Below are 24983 nucleotides of genomic sequence, written 5' to 3'. Positions count from 1 at the left end.
GGGCGGCGCAAGCATCCGCACTTGCGCGGCGTGGCGCGATGCGGCTATATTCGTACTTTGCGCTCCCGAGTACCCATGCCCTCATATCGCGGTCGGCAGGTCACCGGAACCCGGCATCAGATGGTGGATGCCGTTGCCACACTCTAGCCCCGCCCCCAAGACCGAGTCGCCTCGGTCCGCACGGCGTGCGGGCAGGGGTGGCGGCCCGTCCGGCGGGAGCCCACTCCACACATCCCACAGATTGAGACCCGCGAGGGTCTACGGAGGTTCCTTCCTTGGCTGCTGCGTCCACCGCGACCACCACCTCACCCAAGAACGGACGCGGAGCTTCGCGTCTCTCGTTCGCCAAGATCAGCGACACCCTGACCGTTCCGGATCTGCTCGCGCTGCAGACCGAGAGCTTCGACTGGCTCGTCGGCTCGGAGGCGTGGAAGACCCGCGTCGCCGAGGCGAAGGCCGCCGGCCGGGAGGACCTCCCCGCCAACTCCGGCCTCGACGAGATCTTCGAGGAGATCTCCCCGATCGAGGACCTCAGCGAGACGATGCAGCTGAGCTTCACGAACCCGTACCTCGAGCCCGAGAAGTACACGATCGAGGAGTGCAAGGAGCGCGGCAAGACCTACGCCGCTCCGCTGTACGTCGAGGCCGAGTTCATGAACCACCTCACGGGTGAGATCAAGACCCAGACGGTCTTCATGGGCGACTTCCCGCTGATGACCGAGAAGGGCACGTTCATCATCAACGGCACCGAGCGTGTCGTCGTGTCCCAGCTCGTGCGCAGCCCCGGCGTCTACTTCGAGCGCCAGCAGGAGAAGACGTCCGACAAGGACATCTACTCCGCCCGCGTCATCCCGAGCCGCGGCGCCTGGCTCGAGTTCGAGATCGACAAGCGCGACCAGGTCGGCGTGCGCATCGACCGCAAGCGCAAGCAGTCGGTCACCGTGTTCCTCAAGGCCCTCGGCCTCACGAGCGAGGAGATCCTCGAGCAGTTCGCCGGCTACGAGTCGATCGAGCTGACCCTCGAGAAGGACAACATCCTCACCAAGGAGGACGCCCTCCGCGACATCTACCGCAAGCTCCGTCCGGGCGAGCAGGTCGCCGCCGAGGCCGCCCGCGCGCTGCTGGACAACTTCTACTTCAACTCCAAGCGCTACGACCTCGCGAAGGTCGGCCGCTACAAGATCAACCGCAAGCTCGGCATCGACAAGGCGCTGTCCGACTCGGTGCTCACGGTCGAGGACATCATCGCGACCATCAAGTACCTGGTCGCCCTGCACGACGGCCGCACCGCCCTCCCCGGCGTGCGCGACGGCGAGTCGGTCGAGCTGCGTCTCGACGTCGACGACATCGACCACTTCGGCAACCGCCGAATCCGCGCGGTCGGCGAGCTGATCCAGAACCAGGTCCGCACCGGACTGTCCCGCATGGAGCGCGTCGTCCGCGAGCGCATGACCACGCAGGACATCGAGGCGATCACCCCGCAGACCCTGATCAACGTGCGCCCCGTCGTCGCCGCGATCAAGGAGTTCTTCGGGACCAGCCAGCTGTCGCAGTTCATGGACCAGAACAACCCGCTCGCGGGTCTGACCCACAAGCGCCGCCTGTCGGCGCTCGGCCCCGGCGGACTCTCCCGCGAGCGCGCCGGCGTCGAGGTCCGCGACGTCCACCCCTCGCACTACGGCCGCATGTGCCCGATCGAGACCCCGGAAGGCCCGAACATCGGCCTGATCGGATCGCTCGCGTCCTTCGCGCGCATCAACTCGTTCGGCTTCATCGAGACCCCGTACCGCAAGGTCGTCGACGGCACCGTCACCTCGCAGATCGACTACCTCACCGCGTCCGAGGAGGACGAGTACCTGGTCGCCCAGGCGAACGCCCCCCTCACGAAGGACTTCCGCTTCGCGGAGGGCAAGGTCCTGGTCCGCCCCAAGGGCGGAGAGGTCGAGCTCGTCGACGCCGAGCGCGTCCACTACATGGACGTCTCGCCGCGCCAGATGGTCTCGGTCGCGACCTCGCTGATCCCGTTCCTCGAGCACGACGACGCGAACCGCGCGCTCATGGGCGCGAACATGCAGCGTCAGGCCGTCCCGCTGCTGCGCAGCGAGTCGCCCGTCGTCGGAACCGGCATGGAGGGATTCGCGGCCATCGACGCCGGCGACGTCATCACCGCCGACAAGGCCGGTGTCGTCCAGGAGGTCTCCGCCGACTCCGTCACCGTCCAGCTGGACGAGGGCGGCACGCAGACCTACTTCCTCCGCAAGTTCGACCGCTCCAACCAGGGCACCTCGTACAACAACCGCGTGGTCGTCTCGGCCGGCGAGCGCATCGAGGTCGGCGAGGTCGTCGCCGACGGCCCCGCCACCGAGAACGGCGAGCTCGCGCTGGGCAAGAACCTGCTCGTCGCGTTCATGCCGTGGGAGGGCCACAACTTCGAGGACGCGATCATCCTCAGCCAGAACCTGGTGAAGGACGACGTCCTCTCCTCGATCCACATCGAGGAGTACGAGGTCGACGCCCGCGACACCAAGCTCGGCAAGGAGGAGATCACCCGCGACCTCCCCAACGTCAGCCCGGAGCTCCTGGCCGACCTGGACGAGCGCGGCATCATCCGCATCGGCGCCGAGGTCCGCCCCGGCGACATCCTCGTCGGCAAGGTCACGCCCAAGGGCGAGACCGAGCTCTCGGCCGAGGAGCGCCTGCTCCGCGCGATCTTCAACGAGAAGAGCCGCGAGGTCCGCGACACGTCGCTGAAGGTGCCCCACGGCGAGCAGGGCACGATCATCGGCGTCAAGGTGTTCGACGCGCAGGACGGCGACGACGAGCTCGGCTCGGGCGTCAACCAGCGCGTGGTCGTCTACATCGCCCAGAAGCGCAAGATCACCGAGGGCGACAAGCTCGCCGGCCGCCACGGCAACAAGGGCGTCATCTCGAAGATCCTGCCGGTCGAGGACATGCCGTTCCTCGCCGACGGCACCCCGGTCGACATCGTCCTCAACCCGCTCGGCGTCCCCGGCCGCATGAACTTCGGCCAGGTCCTCGAGATCCACCTCGGGTGGATCGCGAAGCAGGGCTGGAAGGTCGAGGGTCAGCCGGAGTGGGCCGCGCGCCTGCCCGAGCACGCCCGCGAGGCGGCGCCCGGCACCAAGGTCGCGACCCCCGTCTTCGACGGTGCGGCGGAGGAGGAGCTCGCAGGGCTCCTCGACTCCACCACCCCGACGCGCGACGGAGAGCGCCTGATCGGCTCGTCCGGCAAGACGCAGCTGTTCGACGGCCGCTCCGGGGAGCCCTTCCCGGACCCGGTCTCGGTCGGCTACATGTACATCCTGAAGCTGCACCACCTCGTCGACGACAAGATCCACGCGCGCTCGACGGGCCCGTACTCGATGATCACCCAGCAGCCGCTCGGTGGTAAGGCGCAGTTCGGCGGACAGCGCTTCGGCGAGATGGAGGTGTGGGCCCTCGAGGCCTACGGCGCCGCCTACGCCCTCCAGGAGCTCCTCACCATCAAGTCGGACGACATCCTCGGCCGCGTGAAGGTGTACGAGGCCATCGTCAAGGGCGAGAACATCCAGGAGCCCGGCATCCCGGAGTCCTTCAAGGTCCTCATCAAGGAGATGCAGTCCCTGTGCCTGAACGTCGAGGTCCTCTCGGCCGACGGCACCGCGGTCAGCCTGCGCGACACCGATGACGAGGTCTACCGCGCCGCGGAAGAGCTCGGCATCAACATCTCCTCCCGGTTCGAGTCGTCCTCCGTCGACGACATCTGATCCGCGCCAGCATCTGACGACCTCCCGTCTCTGACGAGACACCCTGTTTTCCGACAAGGAGAAAACATTGCTCGACGTAACCACTTTCGATGAGCTGCGCATCGGCCTCGCAACGGCCGATGACATCCGTCGCTGGTCGCACGGTGAAGTGAAGAAGCCCGAGACCATCAACTACCGCACCCTGAAGCCCGAGAAGGACGGCCTGTTCGGCGAGCAGATCTTCGGACCCTCTCGCGACTGGGAGTGCTCCTGCGGCAAGTACAAGCGAGTCCGCTTCAAGGGCATCGTCTGCGAGCGCTGCGGCGTCGAGGTCACCAAGTCCTCGGTCCGCCGCGAGCGGATGGGCCACATCGAGCTCGCCGCCCCCGTCACCCACATCTGGTACTTCAAGGGCGTCCCCTCGCGCCTCGGATACCTGCTGGACATGGCGCCGAAGGACCTCGAGAAGGTCATCTACTTCGCGGCGTACATGATCATCGACGTGGACGACGACGGCCGTCACGCCGACATGCCCGGGCTCGAGAACGAGCTCCGGCTCGAGATCAAGACCCTCTCGGACCAGCGCGACTCCCGCATCGCGGACCGCCTGGCGCGCCTGGAGACCGACCTCGCCGCCCTGGAGGCGGAGGGCGCCAAGAGCGACCAGAAGCGCCGCACGAAGGACGGCGCCGAGAAGGAGATGGGCCAGATCCGCAAGTCCTTCGACGAGGACATCGCGCGGCTCGAGAGCGTGTGGGAGCAGTTCCGCACCCTCAAGGTCGGCGACCTCAAGCCCGAGGACGCGGTCTTCAACGAGCTCGTCGACCGGTACGGCGTCTACTTCGAGGCCTACATGGGCGCCGAGGCGATCAAGAAGCGCCTCGAGCAGTTCGACCTCCAGGCCGAGGCCGAGACGCTGCACCTGCAGATCGCCGAGGGCAAGGGTCAGAAGAAGATCCGCGCCATCAAGCGCCTGCGCGTCGTCAACTCGTTCCTCGCCACCGGCAACTCGCCGGCCGCGATGGTCCTCGACGTCGTCCCGGTCATCCCGCCGGAGCTGCGCCCGATGGTGCAGCTCGACGGAGGCCGGTTCGCGACCAGCGACCTGAACGACCTCTACCGTCGCGTGATCAACCGCAACAACCGACTCCGCCGCCTGCTCGACCTCGGTGCCCCCGAGATCATCGTGAACAACGAGAAGCGCATGCTCCAGGAGGCGGTCGACGCCCTCTTCGACAACGGCCGCCGCGGCCGCCCCGTCACCGGAACCGGCAACCGCGCCCTCAAGTCCCTGAGCGACATGCTCAAGGGAAAGCAGGGTCGCTTCCGCCAGAACCTGCTGGGCAAGCGCGTCGACTACTCGGGACGCTCGGTCATCATCGTCGGCCCGCAGCTCAAGCTGCACCAGTGCGGTCTGCCCAAGCAGATGGCGCTGGAGCTGTTCAAGCCGTTCGTGATCAAGCGCCTGATCGACCTGTCGCACGCGCAGAACATCAAGGCCGCCAAGCGCATGGTGGAGCGCTCGCGCCCGCAGGTGTGGGACGTGCTCGAGGAGATCATCCGCGAGCGCCCCGTCCTGCTGAACCGTGCGCCCACGCTGCACCGTCTCGGCATCCAGGCGTTCGAGCCCCAGCTGGTCGAGGGCAAGGCGATCCAGCTGCACCCGCTCGTCTGCGCCGCGTTCAACGCGGACTTCGACGGCGACCAGATGGCCGTCCACCTGCCGCTGTCCGTCGAGGCCCAGGCCGAGGCGCGCATCCTGATGCTCGCGTCGAACAACATCCTCAAGCCCTCGGACGGCCGTCCGGTCACCCTGCCCACGCAGGACATGATCATCGGCCTCCACCACCTGACGACGATCCGCGAGGGCGCCGCCGGCGAGGGCCGCGCGTTCTCCTCCGTCTCGGAGGCGATCCTCGCGAAGGACCAGGGCTCGCTGCACCTGAACTCGAAGGTCCGGATCCGCATGTCGGACGTGTACTTCGCGCAGGGTCAGGCACCCGAGGGCGTCGAGATCGACGAGAACGGCAAGGTCACCGCGCCGGTCCTCCTCGAGACCACGCTCGGCCGCGCCCTCTTCAACGAGGCGCTGCCGGTCGACTACCCCTACTTCGAGCAGGTCGCCGACAAGACGACCATCTCCGGGATCGTCAACGACCTCGCGGAGCGCTACCCGAAGGTGGAGGTCGCCGCCTCCCTCGACCGGATCAAGGACGCCGGCTTCTACTGGGCCACCCGCTCGGGTGTCACCGTGGCGCTGTCCGACATCCTCACGCCTCCGTCGAAGCCCGAGATCATCGCGGGCTACGAGAAGAAGGCCGCGAAGGTCGAGTCCGAGTACGACAAGGGTCTGACCACTCAGGCCGAGCGCCGCCAGGAGCTCGTGAAGATCTGGACCGAGGCGACCGACGAGGTCGCCAAGGCCATGCGCGCGAACTTCCCGACGGACAACACCATCAACCGCATGGTCACCTCCGGTGCCCGCGGCAACTGGCTGCAGGTGCGCAACATCGCCGGCATGCGAGGCCTGGTGAACAACCCGAAGGGCGAGATCATCGCCCGACCGATCATCTCCTCGTACCGCGAGGGCCTGTCGGTCGCCGAGTACTTCATCGCCACGCACGGTGCCCGCAAGGGCCTGGCCGACACCGCGCTCCGCACCGCGGACTCGGGCTACCTGACGCGTCGACTCGTCGACGTCTCGCAGGACGTCATCATCCGCGAGGAGGACTGCGGCACGTCGAAGGGCCTCGACCTGCCGATCATGCTCCAGGACGCCACCGGCGCCTGGATCAAGGACTCCAACGTCGAGAACTCCGTCTACGCCCGTTCGCTCGCCACCCCGGCGTCGAACGAGGCCGGCGAGCTCGTCGCCGAGGCCGGCGAGGACGTGGGCGACGTGCTCATCGAGAAGCTGGTCGGAGCGGGCGTGCGCCACATCAAGGTGCGCTCCGTCCTGACCTGCGAGTCCGCCGTCGGCGTCTGCGCGGCCTGCTACGGCCGCTCGCTCGCCACCGGCAAGCTCGTCGACATCGGAGAGGCCGTCGGCATCATCGCGGCCCAGTCGATCGGCGAGCCCGGCACGCAGCTCACGATGCGCACCTTCCACACCGGTGGATCGGCCTCGGCCGACGACATCACGCAGGGTCTTCCCCGCGTGCAGGAGCTCTTCGAGGCCCGCACCCCCAAGGGCGCGTCGCCGATCGCGGAGGCCGCCGGCCGGATCACCATCGAGGACACCGACCGTGCCCGCCGCGTCATCCTCCAGCCGGACAACGGCGACGAGGCGGTCATCTACCCGGTGCTCAAGCGCTCGCAGCTCCTCATCGAGGACGGCCAGCACGTCGAGCTCGGGCAGCAGCTGCACGTCGGAACGGTCGACCCCAAGGAGGTCCTGCGCGTGCTGGGCGTCCGCGAGGTCCAAAAGCACCTGGTGGGCGGCGTCCAGGGCGTCTACCGCTCGCAGGGTGTCCCGATCCACGACAAGCACATCGAGGTCATCGTGCGTCAGATGCTCCGCAAGGTCACCGTGGTCGACCACGGCGACACGGAGCTGCTGCCGGGCGAGCTCGTCGACCGCTCGCGCTACAGCGAGGTCAACCGTGCGGCTCTGACCGAGGGCAAGCGGACCGCGTCCGCCCGCCAGGAGGTCATGGGCATCACCAAGGCCTCGCTCGCGACCGAGTCGTGGCTGTCGGCCGCGTCCTTCCAGGAGACCACCCGCGTCCTGACGCAGGCGGCCATGGAGGGCAAGCGCGACCCGCTGATGGGCCTGAAGGAGAACGTGATCATCGGAAAGCTGATCCCGGCGGGAACCGGTCTGCCCAAGTACCGGAACGTGTCGGTCGAGGCGACCGAGGAGGCGAAGGCCGAGCGGTACCCCAACCGCATCTTCGCCGACGACGCCGCGTTCAGCGACGCCGACCTCTCGTTCGTCGACTTCGACTCGTTCTCGAGCGACGGCTACGAGCCGGGCAACTACAGCTGATCCAGGTGAGCTGAACGATCGAAGGCCCCGTCGGGACACCGGCGGGGCCTTCGTCGTCCCCGACCCGCGGTCACCCGCACGGGGGGCCGCCCGTTCGCGACGAGCGGCCTTCCCCGCAGGAGCGGGGTGATTGACTCGATGGGTGCTCGTCGGGTCGAGCCTGTACCCGTTCCCCGTCCTGGTCGCGGCACGTGAGGAAATGCGCGGATGAGACTCGTGATCGTCGTGCTGGCCGCACTGCTCGTGGTGGTCGGCGTCGTCGTGGTGCCCGCGGGGCGGGCGGAGGCGGCAGAGGCGGTCGCACCCTCGTCCTGCGGCGTCGCGGAGCTGGCTCCCGTGCTCGCGGGCGACGACGTCCGGCCGCGCTCCGCCGCCGCGCTGGTCCCCATCGTGATGCTGCACGGCTGGCTGGGCACGGCGACGCACGACGCCGACCGCACAGGGGCCTTCTCCCATCTCGTCGACATGGTGTCGTCGGAGTCGGCGACCGCTCCGCTCGACGCTCCCGAGCCGTCCCTCCTCGGCCGGCTGCAGCAGATCGACGGCGCCGCGGTCTACACCTTCGACTACCGCCGGCTCGCCGCGCGCTGGGTCACCGACCCGGGGATCAGCGACGCGCTCGCCTCCTCGATCGCCTGCCTCGTCTCCGCGACCGGGCACCGCGCCGTCGTCGTCGCGCACTCGATGGGAGGGCTCGCCGCCCGCCAGGCGCTGAGCGGCTCGGTCGACGGGACCGCCGTCGCCTCGATGGTCTCGTCCGTCCTCACCTTCGGCACCCCGAACACGGGATCCGACGTCGCGGAGCGCCTCGGACGAATGGTCGACGACTCCGGCCAGGTCAGCCCCGCGGTGATCGCAGGACTGGACCCGCACAGCCGGCTGAGCGTCTCGGCGATGCTCGCCTCCTGCGGGGACGCCGTCTCGGAGGACGCCGAGCACGCGGGGGAGTGCACGGGAGTGCCGATGATCGACGCCCTCGCCTCGGCGGCGGGCAAGGGCCTGCGGACGGGATCGACCGAGCTCGGCTCCCTGCCGCCCTGGCCCGCCGGCGTGCACGTGACGGCACTGGTGGGTGACATCCAGGTGACCGCCGCGGTGGCGCTCGGCCTCGCCACCGCGCCGGTCGACCTCGGCGACATCATGGTCGCGACCGGATCGGCGACGGCCGGAGTCGACGACTACGTGGTCTCGACCTGCCGCTACACCTACCTCGCCGCGGCGGACGTGCCGTCCCTCGTCGCCGAGCTCTCGCCGTTCGCGCGGCTCGGCGATGCTCTGCGCTTCGCGAAGCTCGTGGTCGACGTCGACGCGAGCCCGTGCCACCACGCGCGGCTGACCCGGAACGTCGACCTCGTCGAGCACGCCACCGTCGTCGTGTCGGACGTCGTCGCGGGCGAGCTGTCCGCTCCGCACGCCTCTCGAGCGCAGACCGCGGCGAGGGCGCTCCCGGCGGCGGAGGAGTCCCGGAGGCGGTCCTCGTGACCGGTCGGCGGACACCGCCGAGGAGACACCATGTCGCGTCAGTTGACGGACGTCTGTCGGGAAGCATACGGTCGGACCGGCCCATGGGGAGGCCGCCTGGGGGACAGGCAGCGCGGCCCGCGCGGCACCCGAGCCGCATGCGCGGGCCGCGCCCGTCTCCGATCTCCTCTCACGTTCCGCGCTCCCTCCGGGTACGCTCGGCTGGACAGCAGATGTCGGAGGCTCCTCCGTGCATCCCGGCGCCGGAGGCCTGATGAGCGACGACCCCCTCGATGCGGAGGAGCCGGCGCGTCCTCCCCGCCTGACCCGCGAGCAGGTCCGCACCCGCCTGCTGGACGCCGCTCTCGCGGTCGTCCGCGCCGAGGGCCTGCGCGTCGGAGTCGCCCACCTGCCCCTCGAGGACGTCATCCGCTCGGCGGGTGTTCCGCGCAGCACCGTCTACCGGATCTGGCCCACTCGCCAGTCGTTCTACGACGAGCTGATCGCCGCGATCCCGGAGCGGGTCCTCGCCACCCGCCTCGACCAGCCGTCCCTGCGGGCCGGGAACTCCCACCTCCACCGCAGCCTCGACCCCGAGCCGACCCCGGCGCAGCGCCGCGAGGCCCTGATCGCCTCCGTCCGGGTCGCCGTCGACGCGAACGTCGACAACATCTTCTCGTCGCAGCACTGGCGCAACTTCATCGCTCTCGCCGGCGCGGTGGGCTCGCACGAGGAGCCGGCGCGGACCGCCATCGGATCCGCTCTGCGGTCCCGCCAGCTGCACTTCATCGACAACATGGCGAAGTACTACGAGCACACCCTCGCCGAGGCGGGGCTCCGGCTGCGCCCGGACCGCGGCGCCGCCGCTCTCGCCTCCGCCGTCTCGGCCCTGATCGAGGGTCTGTGCATCGCGCGGATCGCGGCACCGGAGCTGGTGACCGGCCCGCTCGACCCGGCCGATCCCGACGGACCGTCACTGGCGGTGGTGTCGGTGCTGCTGCTGATCGACGGGTTCACCGAACCGGACGAGTGATCCGGGTCGCGTGGTCCGCTCAGTCCTCCGCGACCGGCTCCAGCATCCCGTCGACGATCGAGCGGATCGTCCAGGCCGCCAGGGTCCACTCGACCGGCTCGCCGTCGAGGCCGGGGGCGGTCACCGGAGCGTCGAGGTCGTCGTCGAGGAGCCGGCCGCGGTGGGCGAGCCCGTCGATCACGATCGCGGTGAGGTGGGCGAGCTGGAGCGTCGTGAATCCCGGGCGCATCGTCCCGCCGAAGACCTGCAGCGTCTCCTCGTAGAAGTCGCGCATCCGGCGCGTGAGCATGCCCTCGATCCGCTTCGCCGTGGCGCGCACGGCGTCGCGTGCAGGCCCCTCCTCCATCGAGAAGGTGCAGGTGAGCAGCGCGTTGTACGACGACCAGTCGGCGGAGCGGCGGAGCGATTCGGCATTGGCCCGCGCGCCGATGCGGATGGTCTCCCAGGCGACCCGGCGGCGGCCGGCGGCCGTGGAGAGCAGATCGGTGGAGCGCTCGTAGACTTTGCGCATCTCCTGCTGGGCCTCGGGATCGGCGCCCTCCGCGTACCGGTCCCGCACGAAGACCTCGCCGACCAGGTCGGCCACGAACTCCTCGCGCGTGCTCCAGATCCGGTAGACGGAGCTGCGCGGCACGCCGGCCAGGCGGATGTACTCCTCCATGGGCAGGTGCGCGAAGCTCACCGTGAGGCCGTGGTTCGAGACGACGTCGCGCGCCGTGGCGATCATGCGGCTGCGGACCTGCTCCGCGGGGATCCTCCGGGCCCGCCGGGAGCCCTCTGCGCTGTCGTCCATGGAGAGGGACACTAGCCGGAGACGGTGCCGCGGGTGGTCCTCCACGCGCTCCGTGAGCCGATCCGGAGTGCTCTGGGGCGTCCTCCCACTGAGACGGAATGTCCCATCACGTGCACGACGACGTCGCGGACCGCTACGGTGCAGCCGGGGCGGACCCGAACCTGCCCCTGCTAGGGGACCCCCGTGACCGGATTCGATCGGTTCACGCTGGCCGTCGTCGACGGACCAGCGATCGAGCGTGCCGCGCTGCAGGCGCTGCTCGCGCAGCTGCTGCCGCAGTTCTCGCACGACGAGGAGGGCGTCGACCGCATCGCGGTCCTCGACCTGGACGGCGTGCCCGGCGAGGAGGTGGCCGACACCCTCGAGCGTGCGGCGGCCCGGACCGTCGGCCTCGTCGTGCTCTCCTCCTCCGACTCCCTGGAGCCGGTGCGGGCCGTGCTGCGACGGGAGAGGGCGGCGTACGTCTGGAAGGGCGACGACCCCAGCGAGCTCGCGGCGGCGGTCGTCTCGGTCGCCTCTGGTCGCACCTGGATCTCGGACACCGCCCGCCACCGGCTCGTGCACGGGCGCGAGGAGCGCCGCCCGGTGCTGAGCCCGCAGGAGAGCCGTGTGATGCGCGCCTACGGAGCGGGTGCCGCGGTCCGCACCGTCGCGGTCGACCTCAGCGTCGCCGAGCACACCGTCCGCACCTACATCAAGCGGATCCGCGCCAAGTACCTCGAGACCGGCGTCACTCTCGACTCACGGGTCGACTTCTACCGCCACCTCGGCGACCACGACGTCGCCATCCGCCGCGGCGGAGACCGGGTGCGGGCCGGCGCGCAGCAGGCGGCCGGCGACGTGGTCGGCGAGCGCCGAGCCTGAGGCGAGCAGGATCGCGTTCCCGCCGGTGCGCCCCTCGACGAAGGCCGTCGATCCGACCGCTGCGGTGACCGGGAGCAGCTCCCGGACGACCCCGCGCAGGCGGTCCAGCCTCCGGTGGTCGGCGTCGTCGGCGACGTTGACCGCGAGGAGCCCGTCGGCGCCGACCCGGGCGGCGAGCGGAGCGAGGACGGACGCGCGGTAGAACGGCTCCGGGATCTCGTCCCCGTCGTAGACGTCGAGCACGACGAGGTCGGCGCTCCAGGGCGGCAGGGGCCCTGCGGCGTCGGCCGTGAGGAGTCGGACGCGCGCGCCGCGGGGGAGCGGCGCGTGCTCGAGCACGAACTCCACGAGTCCTACCGCGCTCTCCACCGCGAGCTGCTCGGAGCCCGGCCGGGTCGCGGCGACGTACCGGGCCAGGGCCAGGGCTCCGGCTCCGAGGTGCAGCACGCGCAGCGGCTCGCCGGGAGGGGCGGCGGCGTCGACCACCGCGCCGAGGCGCGCGAGGTACTCGAGGTGCAGAGCCCGGGGATCGCCCGGATCGATCAGCGACTGCTCCGCGCCGTCGACCGTGAGCAGCAGCGCCTCCGGCCGCAGCGGATCGGGTTCCAGCGCCGCCGTGCGGCCGTCCGGCAGCACGAGGGACGGAGGCATCCCGTCACGCTAGCGCTCCTCGCGCGACCCTCTCCTCCGCCGCTACGGTGACAGGCATGGCCGCCCTGATCCTGCTCGACGTCGACGGCGTCCTGAACCCCTCCGTCCGCAGCGATCGCGCCTCGGGCTCGCACCGCCTGGAGCTCGAGCCGGAGCGGGCGGCGCTCGTCGCCCGCCTGGCCGCGGTCGGCACGATCGTGTGGGCCACGACCTGGCCGCCGCGCTTGACGCGGGTCCTCGCCCAGGACCTCGGGCTGCCGGCGGGCACGGAGGCGATCGTCTTCGACGGCGGCCTCCCGCGCGACCCGCGGTTCTCGGGCCGGACGGGCAAGCTCCAGCCCATCGCGGTGTGGTTGGAGGCGGCCGCCGAGCGCGGCGCGATCGACGCCGTGGTGTGGATCGACGACAACCTCCACGAGGACGCCTACGACTGGGCCCGCGAGCAGAGCACCCCCTTCCACCTGGTGCGTCCGGAGTCGGCGACGGGCCTCACGAGCGACGAGGTCGCCGGTACCGAGCACTTCCTGGCCGGACTCCCGGCGTCACACGGCGACATCCGGGAATAGGGCCGCCCCCTCCACTGGTTATCGTCACTCCGGGCGGTTCCGCCGAGCAGCGGTCCGCCCCGGGACGACCCGTCCCCTCGTCGATCCCCGCGCCGCATCCGGCGCAGCGGGACCGCCACGACTCCGTGATGCACCGAAGGACAACACCGTGACCCTCTCCGCCCGCACCTCCCTGCGCGTCCTGCTCGGCACGACCGCCGCCGCCGCCGCCCTGGTCCTCGCCGGCTGCGCGCCCGCCTCGACCGACGACGTGGTCTCCGGCTCGAGCGGCGAGGGAACCGCCTCCGCCAGCTCCGGTCTGACCCTGGCCGAGGTCGAGGACTCGGGGAAGCTCACCATCGGCACCGAGGGCACCTACCCGCCCTTCTCCTTCCACGCCGACGGCGGGACCGGAGCTCTCACCGGCTACGACGTCGACGTGATCACCGCCGTGGCCGAGAAGCTGGGCGTCGAGCCCGACTTCCAGGAGACGCAGTGGGACGCGATGTTCGCGGGCCTGGACGGAGCGCGCTTCGACGTGATCGCGAATCAGGTCTCGATCAACGACGAGCGCGAGGCGAAGTACGACTTCTCGGAGCCGTACTCGGTCAGCCCCGGCGTCGTGATCGTCCCCTCGAGCGACACCTCGATCACCGACCTCGCCGGCCTCTCCGGCAAGACCACCGCGCAGTCGCTCTCGAGCAACTGGTACACCGTCGCGCAGGAGAACGGCGCCGAGGTCGAGGGCGTCGAGGGCTGGGCGCAGGCCATCGCCCTCGTCGAGCAGGGCCGCGTCGACGCGACCGTGAACGACCGCCTCACCTGGCTCGACTGGTCCACGACCTACCCCGACCAGGCCGCGGGGCTCAAGGTCGCCGTCACCACCGACGACACCTCCGAGAGCGCCTTCACCTTCCCGAAGGGCTCGGACGGCCTCGTCGAGGCCGTCGACTCCGCCCTCGACGAGCTGCGCGAGGACGGCACCCTCGCCTCCATCTCCGAGCGCTACTTCGGAGCCGACGTCTCCCAGTAGCCCCACCCCGAGGCGGCTCCTCCCCTTCCGGGAGGGGCCGTCTCGTGCGTGAGCGGTCCCGTCGCGGGGGAGCGGCGGAGCGGCTCAGGCAGCGGGTCCGCCCGCAAGGGCGCCCGCCCCGGCGCGAAGCGTGCCAGCATTCCCCAGGAGGCGGACACGATCCGCCCCCGACGCCACCACCCGATCGAGCCGATCGCGGATCCTCCCGCGAAGGCGGGAGAACACAATGGACCTCGTCCTCCGGTCGTTCTGGCCGATCCTCTCCGGGGGCATCGTCGGGACGATCCCGCTCGCGCTGGCGAGCTTCGCCATCGGGCTCGTGCTCGCGCTGGCGGTCGCCCTGATGCGGCTCTCGCGGGTGCGGATCCTCTCCTGGATCGCGCGTGCCTACATCTCCGTCATCCGGGGCACGCCGCTCCTGGTGCAGCTGTTCGTGATCTTCTACGGGCTGCCGAGCCTCGGACTGAAGATCGATCCCTGGCCCAGCGCCACCATCGCGTTCGCCCTCAACGTGGGCGGCTACGCGGCGGAGGTGATCCGCGCGGCGATCCTCAGCGTCCCGAAGGGGCAGTGGGAGGCGGCGCACACGATCGGCATGAGCCGCTCGCTCTCGCTGCGGCGCATCATCCTCCCGCAGGCCGCGCGCGTCTCCGTCCCGCCGCTGTCGAACACCTTCATCTCGCTGGTGAAGGACACCTCGCTGGCCTCCCTCATCCTGGTGACCGAGCTCTTCCGGCAGGCGCAGAAGATCGCCACCGCGTCGAGCGAGTTCATGCTCCTCTACCTCGAGGCCGCTCTGATCTACTGGCTCATCTGCCTGGTGCTCTCCAGCGGCCAGGGCCTGCTCGAGAAGCGATTGGACCGCTATGTCGCCCGCTGACACTCCGACCGACGCCCGGCCCGTGCTCACGGCCCGCGGCCTCCGCAAGTCGTTCGGCGGGGTGGAGGTGCTGCGCGGCATCGACCTGGAGGTCCATCGCGGCGAGGTCGTCGCCCTGATCGGGCCGTCCGGCTCGGGCAAGACCACCGTCCTGCGCTCGCTGAACAGCCTCGAGGTGCCGGACGGCGGGGTGGTCGAGCTCGCCGACGGCAGCGTCCTCGACTTCGACCGCGGCGTCGGACGGAAGGCGCTGACCGGGCTGCGCGACCACTCCGCGATGGTCTTCCAGCACTTCAACCTCTTCCCGCACCTGACCGTCCTCCAGAACGTGACGGAGGGGCCGCTGCGAGTGCAGCGCCGTCCCGCGTCCGAGGTGGTCCCGGAGGCGGAGCGCCTGCTCGAGCGCGTCGGCCTCGGCGGCCGGGGGAGCGCCTACCCCTTCGAGCTCTCCGGCGGTCAGCAGCAGCGCGTGGGCATCGTCCGGGCGCTCGCGCTGCGGCCCGATCTGCTCCTCTTCGACGAGCCCACCTCGGCGCTGGACCCGGAGCTGGTCGGCGACGTGCTCTCGCTGATGCGGGAGCTGGCGGGGGAGGGCTGGACCATGCTCGTCGTGACGCACGAGCTCGAGTTCGCCCGGCAGGTGGCCTCGGAGGTCGTCTTCATGGCCGACGGCGTGGTCGTCGAGCGGGGCGCCCCTGCGCAGATCCTCCGTGAGCCGCGAGAGACTCGCACCCGGCAGTTCCTGCACCGCCTCCTCCACCCGCTCGAGTAGACGGTCGGCGCTGTCCCCCGTCGACGGGGAGCCGCGCGGCGCACCGGGCGCGGCGGAAGGCGTGCCTATGCTGTCCGGGTGACCTGGAGCAGCGACGCCGAGACCACGCGGATCCCCTCCGCGACCGAGACGTCCGGCGGAACCGGACCCCAGCCGACCCGGGAGTACGTCTGGCCCGAACCCGTGACGGGCCGGCAGCCGACCGTCGAGCCCGTCGCCCCGGCCGTCGCGGCGTCAGCCCCCAGCGCCCTCGGGCCGGTCGAGGCCGAGCCCGAGCCGGTCCGGCGCTCCGGCAACCGCCTCGCGGGCCTCGCGCTCGCCCTCCTGACGACCGCGGTCTTCGCCGTCCTGTACCTCGTCGCCCTGACGGCGATCCGCCTGCTGGTCGACCGCGTCGGCGGCGACCCGGTCGCCCTCGCGCTCGACGCTGCGCCGACCGCGCTCTTCCTCGCCCCGGTGGCCGCGTTCCTCGTCGGCCTGGCGCTGATCGTGCTGGTCGTGAACCGCGCGGGCTGGTGGGCCTACGTCCTCGGCGGCTTCCTCGTCGCCCTCCTCACGGCCGCGGCCGCGCTGGTCGGCGGCTGGAGCGCCGTCGGACCGCTCGCCCTGCCGATCGACCGCTCCCTCGCGCTCGACTACGTCCGCGATCCCGCCGTCCTCGCGGCGGTCCTCGCCGCCGGCGTCCTCGGCCGGGAGGCGAGCGTCTGGGGCGGCGCCGCGATCGCGGCCCGCGCCCGGGGCGTCAAGCGCCGCAACGCCGAGCGCGAAGCGGCCGCGCAGTCGTGACTCCGGAGGGGCAGGGGCAGGGCCGCGGAGCCGGTCTGGGCTACGGCCTCGCGCTGGCCGGCTTCGCCGCGTTCCTCTACCTCGCCCTGGTCGTGTGCGCGTTCGGGGTCCTCAGCCTCCTGCTGGACCAGGACGTCGTGCCCGAGCGCGACGCCGGTCCGCTGCTGGGGCCGGTGTCGGTGGCGGTCTGCGTCGTCGCCGTGCTGGTCGCGATGGTGACCCTCGCCGCCCGTCCCGCCGTCCACCGCGTCCTCGGCCCGACGCTGCTGACCGGGGTCGTCGTCTACCTGCTCTTCCTCGTCACGGGCGGAGCGCTCTACGGGCTCGGCCGCCAGGAGCCGGGGGAGATCCTCGGCTGGATCCTCGACCACGCCCCCACTGTCTTCGCGATCGCGACCGGCGTGCTCGCGGCGGCCGTCCAGCTCGTGTTCCTCCTGCTCCTGGCCCGTCGCGACGCCGGCGGCCGCAGCCCTCACTGGGGCTGGGAGGGCGACGAGCGGGAGTGAGGGCGGAGTCCCGGCGCGGCTCGTCGCGGCGCTGCGGCATCTCCCAGGGCGAACGCCGCTCGGTTGACCGGCCCCGTCACTCCCCGTAATGTTCTTCGGGTGTGCGCTTTGCCGTGCGCTCGTGTCGTGCCTCCGGGTCGATGCGGTCGCCGCACTTCGCTCCACCGGGTCCGCGAGGATCCGCGGGTTCGTCCGATCGGGCGGCCCCCACGGCATACCCCTCACCCTCCCGGTCCCGCTCGCGGGGCCGCGGGGTGCGTCGGGTCCAGATGAACTCGGCCGTTCCCGGAGACGGGAGGGCCGAATGTCGACCATCGATCCGCTGTCACCGTGCAGCATTCAAGGAGCAAAACCAGTGCCAACGATTCAGCAGTTGGTCCGCAAGGGACGCACGCCGAAGGTCACCAAGACCAAGGCGCCCGCCCTGAAGGCCAACCCCCAGCAGCGCGGCGTCTGCACGCGCGTCTACACGACCACGCCCAAGAAGCCGAACTCGGCCCTCCGCAAGGTGGCCCGCGTGAAGCTCTCCAACGGCACCGAGGTCACCGCCTACATCCCCGGCGAGGGCCACAACCTGCAGGAGCACTCGATGGTGCTCGTGCGCGGCGGTCGCGTCAAGGACCTCCCCGGTGTCCGCTACAAGATCGTTCGCGGCGCCCTGGACACCCAGGCCGTCAAGAACCGCAAGCAGGCTCGCAGCCGGTACGGCGCGAAGATGGAGAAGAAGTAATGCCTCGTAAGGGCCCCGCTCCCAAGCGCCCCGTCGTCGCAGACCCCGTCTACGGCGCCCCCATCGTCAGCCAGCTCGTCAACAAGATCCTCCTGGACGGCAAGAAGGGCCTCGCCGAGCGCATCGTCTACGGTGCCCTCGAGGGCGTCGCCGGCAAGAACGGCCAGGACGCGGTCGTCACCCTCAAGAAGGCGCTCGACAACGTCCGCCCGACCCTCGAGGTCCGCAGCCGCCGCGTCGGCGGCTCGACCTACCAGGTCCCGGTCGAGGTCAAGCCCCACCGCGCCAACACCCTCGCGCTCCGCTGGCTCACCAGCTACGCGAAGGCCCGTCGCGAGAAGACGATGACCGAGCGTCTCATGAACGAGATCCTCGACGCGTCGAACGGTCTGGGCGCCGCTGTCAAGCGTCGCGAGGACACCCACAAGATGGCCGAGTCGAACAAGGCCTTCGCGCACTACCGCTGGTAGCGCACCCCGCGGCCGCCTCCGGGCGACCGCGACCACCGGGCCCGCGGCGTCACCGCTGCGGGCCCGGTCCCGGCGGCGGATCGCCCGATCCCCGCGACCGGGCGACCGCCACCACCAGAATCCCAGCCATTCGGCCATGAACCCGGTGCGCTGGCTCCATCACCTATCGGAGGAACTCCGTGGCACAAGATGTGCTCACCGACCTGAACAAGGTCCGCAACATCGGCATCATGGCCCACATCGATGCCGGCAAGACCACCACCACCGAGCGCATCCTGTTCTACACGGGTATCACGCACAAGATCGGCGAGGTCCACGACGGCGCCGCGACGATGGACTGGATGGCGCAGGAGCAGGAGCGCGGCATCACGATCACGTCCGCCGCGACGACCTGCTTCTGGAACAAGAACCAGATCAACATCATCGACACCCCCGGTCACGTCGACTTCACGGTCGAGGTCGAGCGCTCGCTCCGCGTCCTCGACGGCGCCGTCGCCGTCTTCGACGGCAAGGAGGGCGTCGAGCCCCAGTCCGAGACCGTCTGGCGTCAGGCCGACAAGTACGACGTCCCGCGCATCTGCTTCGTCAACAAGATGGACAAGCTCGGCGCCGACTTCTACTACACGGTCGACACGATCATCAAGCGCCTCGGCGCGAAGCCGCTGGTCATCCAGCTGCCCATCGGCGCGGAGTCCTCCTTCGAGGGCGTCGTCGACCTGGTCGAGATGCGCGCGCTCACGTGGCGCGGCGACTCGAAGGGCGACGTCGCGCTCGGCGCGAAGTACGAGATCGAGGAGGTCCCGGCCGACCTCGCCGACAAGGCGGCGGAGTACCGCGAGAAGCTCCTCGAGACCGTCGCGGAGACCTCCGACGAGCTGCTCGAGAAGTACTTCGGCGGCGAGGAGCTCACCGTCGCGGAGATCAAGGGCGCCATCCGCAAGATGACCGTCAACTCCGAGATCTACCCGGTGCTCTGCGGCTCGGCGTTCAAGAACCGCGGCGTCCAGCCGATGCTCGACGCTGTCGTGGACTACCTCCCCTCCCCGCTCGACGTCCCCGCCATCGAGGCGCACGACGTCCGCGACGAGGAGAAGGTCATCATGCGCCACGCGGACTCGACCGAGCCCTTCTCGGCGCTCGCGTTCAAGGTCGCCGTGCACCCGTTCTTCGGCCGCCTGACCTACGTCCGCGTCTACTCGGGCAAGCTCGACTCCGGCGCCCAGGTCATCAACTCGACCAAGGGCAAGAAGGAGCGCATCGGCAAGATCTTCCAGATGCACTCCAACAAGGAGAACCCGGTCGACTCGGTCACCGCCGGCCACATCTACGCCGTCATCGGCCTCAAGGACACCACCACCGGTGACACCCTGAGCGACCCGGCCGCGCAGGTCGTGCTCGAGTCGATGACCTTCCCGGAGCCCGTCATCGAGGTCGCCATCGAGCCCAAGACGAAGGCGGACCAGGAGAAGCTCGGCACCGCGATCCAGAAGCTCGCGGAGGAGGACCCCACCTTCCGCACCGAGCAGAACCAGGAGACCGGTCAGACGGTCATCAAGGGAATGGGCGAGCTGCACCTCGACATCCTGGTCGACCGCATGAAGCGCGAGTTCAACGTCGAGGCCAACGTGGGCAAGCCCCAGGTCGCGTACCGCGAGACGATCCGCCGCACGGTCGAGAAGTACGACTACACCCACAAGAAGCAGACGGGTGGCTCCGGCCAGTTCGCGAAGGTCCAGATCACCATCGAGCCGATGGAGGTCGAGGCCGACAAGACCTACGAGTTCGTCAACGGCGTCACCGGTGGCCGCGTCCCGCGCGAGTACATCCCCTCCGTCGACGCGGGCATCCGCGACGCCATGCAGGTCGGCGTGCTCGCCGGCTACCCCATGGTCGGCGTGAAGGCGACCCTGGTCGACGGAGCGGCGCACGACGTCGACTCCTCCGAGATGGCGTTCAAGATCGCCGGCTCGATCGCGTTCAAGGAGGCCTCGCGCAAGGCGCAGCCGGTCCTCCTCGAGCCGCTCATGGCCGTCGAGGTCCGTACTCCCGAGGAGTACATGGGCGACGTCATCGGCGACATCAACTCGCGTCGCGGGATGATCCAGTCGATGGAGGACGCCACCGGCATCAAGGTCATCCGGGCCAACGTCCCGCTGTCCGAGATGTTCGGCTACATCGGAGACCTGCGCTCGAAGACCTCGGGCCGCGCCGTCTACTCGATGACGTTCGAGACCTACGCCGAGGTCCCCAAGGCCGTGGCCGAGGAGATCGTCCAGAAGAACAAGGGCGAGTAGCTCCGCCCCTGGGCCGTCGCCGTTCCCCGGAACGGCGGCGGCCTGGTAGTGTCGTGCGGGTTTGCTGCCGAGTGCAGCGCGCCCCCTGTCGCAGCGGGACGGCCGCACGACCACTGCCGGTAACATACGTACACAAAACCCCCGCAAGTCCTCCTGTCCTCGTGCCGCCCCGTGCGGCCGCCCGGATGCGGATGCTTGCACCTAAGTCCTGAGGAGGACCCACAGTGGCTAAGGCCAAGTTCGAGCGGACCAAGCCGCACGTCAACATCGGAACCATCGGTCACGTCGACCACGGAAAGACCACGCTCACCGCGGCGATCTCGAAGGTTCTGGCGGACAAGTTCCCGTCCGCGACCAACGTCCAGCGTGACTTCGCGTCGATCGACTCCGCTCCCGAGGAGCGCCAGCGCGGCATCACGATCAACATCTCGCACGTCGAGTACGAGACGCCGAAGCGCCACTACGCGCACGTCGACGCCCCGGGTCACGCCGACTACATCAAGAACATGATCACCGGCGCGGCCCAGATGGACGGCGCGATCCTCGTGGTCGCCGCCACCGACGGCCCGATGGCTCAGACCCGTGAGCACGTCCTCCTCGCCAAGCAGGTCGGCGTCCCCTACCTCCTCGTCGCGCTGAACAAGGCTGACATGGTGGACGACGAGGAGATCCTGGAGCTCGTCGAGCTCGAGGTCCGCGAGCTCCTCTCGTCGCAGGGCTTCCCCGGCGACGACGCCCCCGTCGTGCGCGTCTCCGGCCTCAAGGCCCTCGAGGGCGACGACACCTGGACCCAGTCGATCCTCGACCTGATGGACGCGGTCGACGAGTCCATCCCGGACCCGGTGCGCGACAAGGACAAGCCGTTCCTCATGCCGATCGAGGACGTCTTCACGATCACCGGTCGTGGAACCGTCGTCACCGGCCGTGCGGAGCGTGGAACCCTCGCTCTGAACTCCGAGGTCGAGATCGTCGGCATCCGCCCGACGCAGAAGACCACGGTCACCGGAATCGAGATGTTCCACAAGCAGCTCGACGAGGCCTGGGCCGGCGAGAACTGCGGTCTGCTCCTCCGCGGCACCAAGCGCGAGGACGTCGAGCGCGGCCAGGTCGTCGTCAAGCCGGGTTCGGTCACGCCGCACACGGACTTCGAGGGCACCGCGTACATCCTGTCCAAGGATGAGGGTGGGCGTCACAACCCGTTCTACGCGAACTACCGTCCGCAGTTCTACTTCCGCACCACCGACGTCACCGGCGTCATCACGCTGCCCGAGGGCACCGAGATGGTCATGCCCGGCGACACCACCGACATGACGGTCGCGCTGATCCAGCCGATCGCCATGGAGGAGGGCCTCGGCTTCGCCATCCGTGAGGGTGGACGCACCGTGGGTGCCGGTACGGTCACCAAGATCATCAAGTAGGTCCGTCCTACTGATCTCTCGAGAGGGGTCGTCCGCTTCGGCGGGCGGCCCCTCTCGTCGTTCCCGGGGACGCCCGGCTAGCGTGGCGGCATGCCCTTCGTGAAGAGCGACCCCCGTGCCCTCCCGCAGTTCTTCGAGTGGGAGGCGGCCGGCCTGGACTGGCTGCGCGAGGCGGACGGCGGTGCGCGCTGTGTCGGGGTGGAGAGGGTGTCGCCCGGGCGCATCGAGCTGGAGGAGATCCGCTCCGCGCGACCCTCCGCCGAGTCGGCTCGGGCCTTCGGCGCCGCGCTCGCCCGGACGCACGACGCCGGAGCCGCGGCCTTCGGAGCGCCGCCCCCGGGATGGACCGGCCCCGCCTACATCGGCCGCCGCGAGATGCCGTGCCGCCCGGACGACTCGTGGGGGCGCTTCTACGCGGAGCAGCGGGTGCGGCCGTTCCTCGGCCCCGCCGTGGAGGCGGGCAACCTCACGGCAGCCGAGTCGCGGCTCGTCGAGCAGGCTCTGGACCGGGTGGCGGCCGGAGCCTTCGACGACGGTGCGGGGCCCGCCAGGATCCACGGGGATCTCTGGACCGGCAACGTGCTCTGGTCGGCGGACGGCGCCGTCCTGATCGACCCCGCCGCTCACGGGGGCCACCGCGAGACCGATCTCGCGATGCTGGCCCTCTTCGGTGCTCCGCACCTCGACGCCGTCCTCGAGGGCTACCGCGAGCAGCATCCGCTGGGGGCCGGCTACGAGGAGCGGGTGCCGCTCCACCAGCTGCACCCGCTCGCCGTCCACGCCGCCGGTCACGGTCCCTCCTACGGCCGCGCCCTGGCAGACGCGGCGGAGCAGGTGATCGCACTGGCCGGCTGACCGGCGCGCCCGCACCGTTCCCCCAGCCGGGAGCGCCACACTGAGGCACGCGCCGCCCTGTGCGCGTTTACAAGGAGGCATCATCGTGGATCTCGGGAAGCTCGGACGCCAGGCCGGCGAACTGCTCAACAGCCGGAAGGCCCAGGACGCGCTGCGGAGCGAGAAGGCCGAGCAGGTCTCCGACCAGACCCTCGAGAAGGCGGGCGAGATCGCCAGCCGCCTCACCAACGGCAAGTACGACGACCGCATCGAGGACCTGAAGCGCCAGGCCGACAAGCGGATCGGCAACGAGTAGCGGCTGCCGTCCGACTGCTCCTCCCCACCGTCAAGCGGGTGCGGGCCTCCGATCCGCCGTCCTATCGTCGGATCGATGGCTGACACTCGCGCGCAACGACTCCGCAGGACCGATTCGAGCGGGCGCGGCTACACCCGGGTGCGCGCGGGCTCCGGCTTCAGCTACCGCGACCCGAAGGGCGCGACCGTCGCCGACAAGGAGCTGCGCGCGCGGTTCGATCATCTCGGCATCCCGCCGGCCTGGACGGACGTCTGGATCGCCCCGTACCCCAACGGGCACATCCAGGCCACCGGCGTCGACTCGGCCGGCCGCCGCCAGTACATCTACCATCCGACCTGGCGCGAGCAGAAGGACCGGATCAAGTTCGACCGGGCGCTGCGGCTCGCGGAGGCCCTGCCCGGGGCGCGCCGGGCCGTGACCATCGCCCTCCGCTCGGACGGACCCAGCCGCGAGCGCGCGCTGGCCACCGCCTTCCGGATGCTCGACACCGGGTCGCTCCGCGTCGGCAGCGAGAGGTACGCGAAGGAGCACGGCAGCATCGGCCTCTCGACGCTCCTGTGCGCGCACGCCACGACCCACGGGGACCGGGTCGCCCTCGCCTTCCCCGGGAAGAGCCACCAGGCGTGGACGAGCGAGATCCTCGACCACGACCTCTCGCGCGTCGTCCGTGCACTCAAGCGTCGCGGGCCGAACGCCCGCCTGCTCGCCTGGAAGGACGGGCGGGAGTGGCGGCCGATCTCGGCACCCGAGATCAACGACTACGTGCGCGAGCGCGCCGGCGACGACTTCACGGCGAAGGACTTCCGCACTCTGCACGGCACGGTGGCGGCCGCGCTGAGCCTGGCGAAGTCGGGTCCGCAGGCCACGCAGCGCGCTCGGAACTCCGCGATCGCCCAGGCGATGCGCGACGCCTCCGACGTGCTCGGTAACACGCCGACGGTCGCCCGCGCCAGCTACGTCGACCCGCGGCTTCTGGACCACTTCCGCGCCGGCGAGACCATCGACGCGTCGCGCCCCGCGTCGGCCGAGACCGCCGTCCGGGCGCTGCTCTTCGAGTAGCGGGGGAGGCCCTCCGGCCCGCGCTGCTGCTCGGAGCGACCGGCTCCCAGGGGCCGTCACGACGTGCTCGCGAAGGAGCCCTCCGGCGCGACACGCCCGGGTTGCAGGGGTGGGGCATCTGTGGGAGACTCTTCTAGTTCAAATTTCTTCTCGGGCGGCGTGCTGCTCGGAGGGGAACACTGCCAGGCAGTGCCGAGACGGCATCGCGGAGGCTCGACCCGAGAGGGCGGCCGCGCGGATGCGACGTCGAGGCGGCGGGTAGCAGAACGACAACAACCGACATCTCAACGGGTTCTCCGTGCGTCGTGCGTTCTGCACGCCGATTGGAGCGCCCCGAGGGTGCGGTGCTTTTGACAGAAGAACACTGGTTGCACTTTTCCGGGTCACCGGAGTTCCTTCGCGAGCGCGTCCAATGCGAGACGAGTCCGGCTCCGGCCGGGGGAGTCGCGTACGACGCAATAACAAGAGAGTGAGAGATCACACATGGCGGGACAGAAGATCCGCATCCGACTGAAGTCGTACGACCACGAGGTCATCGACACGTCGGCGCGCAAGATCGTCGACACGGTCACCCGTGCCGGTGCAACGGTGGTCGGCCCCGTGCCGCTGCCGACCGAGAAGAACGTGGTCTGCGTGATCCGTTCTCCCCACAAGTACAAGGACAGCCGCGAGCACTTCGAGATGCGCACCCACAAGCGCCTCATCGACATCATCGACCCGACGCCCAAGGCCGTCGACTCGCTCATGCGCCTCGACCTGCCGGCCGACGTCAACATCGAGATCAAGCTCTAAGGAGGAGTGCCA

Annotated in this window: 20 protein-coding genes; 19 read left to right on the top strand and 1 reads right to left on the bottom strand. The window is 70.2% G+C overall.

The window, feature by feature from the left end; translation table 11 throughout:
- The first annotated feature begins 275 nt into the window (after positions 1-275).
- The 4 genes from rpoB (at position 276) to C5C50_RS08340 (ending at position 10228) form a co-directional block, all read left to right on the top strand.
- A complete protein-coding gene (gene rpoB / locus C5C50_RS08355; RefSeq protein ID WP_104260909.1) occupies positions 276-3767 on the top strand; it encodes a DNA-directed RNA polymerase subunit beta in 3492 nt (1163 codons plus the stop codon).
- Between the two features lie 67 nt (positions 3768-3834).
- The gene (locus C5C50_RS08350; protein ID WP_104224580.1) at positions 3835-7734 is read left to right on the top strand and encodes a DNA-directed RNA polymerase subunit beta'; all 3900 of its coding nucleotides are present in this window, start codon (positions 3835-3837) and stop codon (positions 7732-7734) included.
- Between the two features lie 207 nt (positions 7735-7941).
- On the top strand, positions 7942-9216 hold the full coding sequence (locus C5C50_RS08345) for a triacylglycerol lipase (protein WP_104273245.1): 1275 nt from the start codon (positions 7942-7944) through the stop codon (positions 9214-9216).
- A gap of 253 nt (positions 9217-9469) precedes the next feature.
- Positions 9470-10228 carry a TetR/AcrR family transcriptional regulator gene (locus tag C5C50_RS08340; RefSeq protein WP_104247591.1) on the top strand — a complete coding sequence of 253 codons (759 nt, stop codon included), beginning with the start codon at positions 9470-9472 and terminating at the stop codon, positions 10226-10228.
- A 19-nt stretch (positions 10229-10247) separates the two neighbouring features.
- Here C5C50_RS08340 and C5C50_RS08335 read toward each other — a convergent pair whose 3' ends face one another.
- Positions 10248-11021, bottom strand: a complete 774-nt coding sequence (locus C5C50_RS08335; RefSeq protein WP_146085876.1) for a hypothetical protein — start codon at positions 11019-11021, stop codon at positions 10248-10250.
- 183 nt (positions 11022-11204) lie between these two features.
- Here C5C50_RS08335 and C5C50_RS08330 point away from each other — a divergent pair, with 183 nt between their 5' ends.
- The 15 genes from C5C50_RS08330 to rpsJ all read left to right on the top strand — a co-directional run bounded on the left by C5C50_RS08330 (position 11205) and on the right by rpsJ (position 24971).
- The gene (locus tag C5C50_RS08330) at positions 11205-11885 is read left to right on the top strand and encodes a LuxR C-terminal-related transcriptional regulator (protein WP_104255699.1); all 681 of its coding nucleotides are present in this window, start codon (positions 11205-11207) and stop codon (positions 11883-11885) included.
- Positions 11886-12592: 707 nt separating this feature from the next.
- Positions 12593-13102, top strand: coding sequence for an HAD domain-containing protein (locus C5C50_RS08325; RefSeq protein ID WP_104273243.1), 510 nt, complete (start codon positions 12593-12595; stop codon positions 13100-13102).
- Between the two features lie 148 nt (positions 13103-13250).
- Positions 13251-14114: an amino acid ABC transporter substrate-binding protein gene (locus C5C50_RS08320; RefSeq protein ID WP_374954500.1), complete on the top strand. Its 864-nt coding sequence runs from the start codon at positions 13251-13253 to the stop codon at positions 14112-14114.
- A gap of 226 nt (positions 14115-14340) precedes the next feature.
- Complete coding sequence (locus C5C50_RS08315) at positions 14341-14994, top strand: amino acid ABC transporter permease (protein WP_104224574.1); 654 nt, start codon at positions 14341-14343, stop codon at positions 14992-14994.
- On the top strand, positions 14981-15766 hold the full coding sequence (locus C5C50_RS08310) for an amino acid ABC transporter ATP-binding protein (protein WP_104273242.1): 786 nt from the start codon (positions 14981-14983) through the stop codon (positions 15764-15766). The genes C5C50_RS08315 and C5C50_RS08310 overlap by 14 nt, the downstream gene beginning before the upstream one ends.
- Positions 15767-15844: 78 nt before the next feature.
- Positions 15845-16552, top strand: a complete 708-nt coding sequence (locus C5C50_RS16950; protein WP_181133904.1) for a hypothetical protein — start codon at positions 15845-15847, stop codon at positions 16550-16552.
- Positions 16549-17058, top strand: a complete 510-nt coding sequence (locus tag C5C50_RS08300) for a DUF6121 family protein (RefSeq protein ID WP_104273241.1) — start codon at positions 16549-16551, stop codon at positions 17056-17058. The genes C5C50_RS16950 and C5C50_RS08300 overlap by 4 nt, the downstream gene beginning before the upstream one ends.
- Positions 17059-17413: 355 nt before the next feature.
- The gene (rpsL, locus tag C5C50_RS08295; protein ID WP_011186743.1) at positions 17414-17788 is read left to right on the top strand and encodes a 30S ribosomal protein S12; all 375 of its coding nucleotides are present in this window, start codon (positions 17414-17416) and stop codon (positions 17786-17788) included.
- Positions 17788-18258: a 30S ribosomal protein S7 gene (gene rpsG, locus C5C50_RS08290; protein ID WP_068251443.1), complete on the top strand. Its 471-nt coding sequence runs from the start codon at positions 17788-17790 to the stop codon at positions 18256-18258. The genes rpsL and rpsG overlap by 1 nt, the downstream gene beginning before the upstream one ends.
- 179 nt (positions 18259-18437) lie before the next feature.
- Entirely contained in the window at positions 18438-20552 is a 2115-nt protein-coding gene (gene fusA, locus C5C50_RS08285; RefSeq protein WP_104273240.1) for an elongation factor G, read from the top strand.
- A 224-nt stretch (positions 20553-20776) separates the two neighbouring features.
- Complete coding sequence (gene tuf, locus C5C50_RS08280) at positions 20777-21970, top strand: elongation factor Tu (protein ID WP_104224570.1); 1194 nt, start codon at positions 20777-20779, stop codon at positions 21968-21970.
- Positions 21971-22060: 90 nt separating this feature from the next.
- Positions 22061-22825 (top strand): fructosamine kinase family protein, encoded by a 765-nt coding sequence (locus tag C5C50_RS08275; RefSeq protein WP_104224569.1) that lies wholly within the window; start codon positions 22061-22063, stop codon positions 22823-22825.
- Between the two features lie 85 nt (positions 22826-22910).
- Complete coding sequence (locus tag C5C50_RS08270; protein ID WP_159939075.1) at positions 22911-23120, top strand: antitoxin; 210 nt, start codon at positions 22911-22913, stop codon at positions 23118-23120.
- A 75-nt stretch (positions 23121-23195) separates the two neighbouring features.
- On the top strand, positions 23196-24179 hold the full coding sequence (locus C5C50_RS08265; RefSeq protein ID WP_104224567.1) for a DNA topoisomerase IB: 984 nt from the start codon (positions 23196-23198) through the stop codon (positions 24177-24179).
- 483 nt (positions 24180-24662) lie between these two features.
- A complete protein-coding gene (gene rpsJ / locus C5C50_RS08260) occupies positions 24663-24971 on the top strand; it encodes a 30S ribosomal protein S10 (protein ID WP_005050520.1) in 309 nt (102 codons plus the stop codon).
- Positions 24972-24983 lie beyond the last annotated feature (12 nt).

This window comes from Rathayibacter sp. AY1D9 (genome assembly GCF_002932395.1).
In the GTDB taxonomy this organism is placed as follows: Bacteria; Actinomycetota; Actinomycetes; order Actinomycetales; family Microbacteriaceae; genus Rathayibacter.
Note: the sequence above shows the minus strand (reverse complement) of the source record. Positions and strands in the feature narration are given on the sequence as shown.

Coding starts and splice junctions, on each gene's coding strand:
- rpsJ (WP_005050520.1), top strand. CDS start 24,663: ATGGCGGGACAGAAGATCCGCATCCGACTGAAGTCGTACGACCACGAG.
- rpsG (WP_068251443.1), top strand. CDS start 17,788: ATGCCTCGTAAGGGCCCCGCTCCCAAGCGCCCCGTCGTCGCAGACCCC.
- C5C50_RS08265 (WP_104224567.1), top strand. CDS start 23,196: ATGGCTGACACTCGCGCGCAACGACTCCGCAGGACCGATTCGAGCGGG.
- C5C50_RS08345 (WP_104273245.1), top strand. CDS start 7,942: ATGAGACTCGTGATCGTCGTGCTGGCCGCACTGCTCGTGGTGGTCGGC.
- C5C50_RS08325 (WP_104273243.1), top strand. CDS start 12,593: ATGGCCGCCCTGATCCTGCTCGACGTCGACGGCGTCCTGAACCCCTCC.
- C5C50_RS08275 (WP_104224569.1), top strand. CDS start 22,061: ATGCCCTTCGTGAAGAGCGACCCCCGTGCCCTCCCGCAGTTCTTCGAG.
- C5C50_RS08310 (WP_104273242.1), top strand. CDS start 14,981: ATGTCGCCCGCTGACACTCCGACCGACGCCCGGCCCGTGCTCACGGCC.
- C5C50_RS08335 (WP_146085876.1), bottom strand. CDS start 11,021: ATGGACGACAGCGCAGAGGGCTCCCGGCGGGCCCGGAGGATCCCCGCG.
- C5C50_RS08340 (WP_104247591.1), top strand. CDS start 9,470: ATGAGCGACGACCCCCTCGATGCGGAGGAGCCGGCGCGTCCTCCCCGC.
- C5C50_RS08315 (WP_104224574.1), top strand. CDS start 14,341: ATGGACCTCGTCCTCCGGTCGTTCTGGCCGATCCTCTCCGGGGGCATC.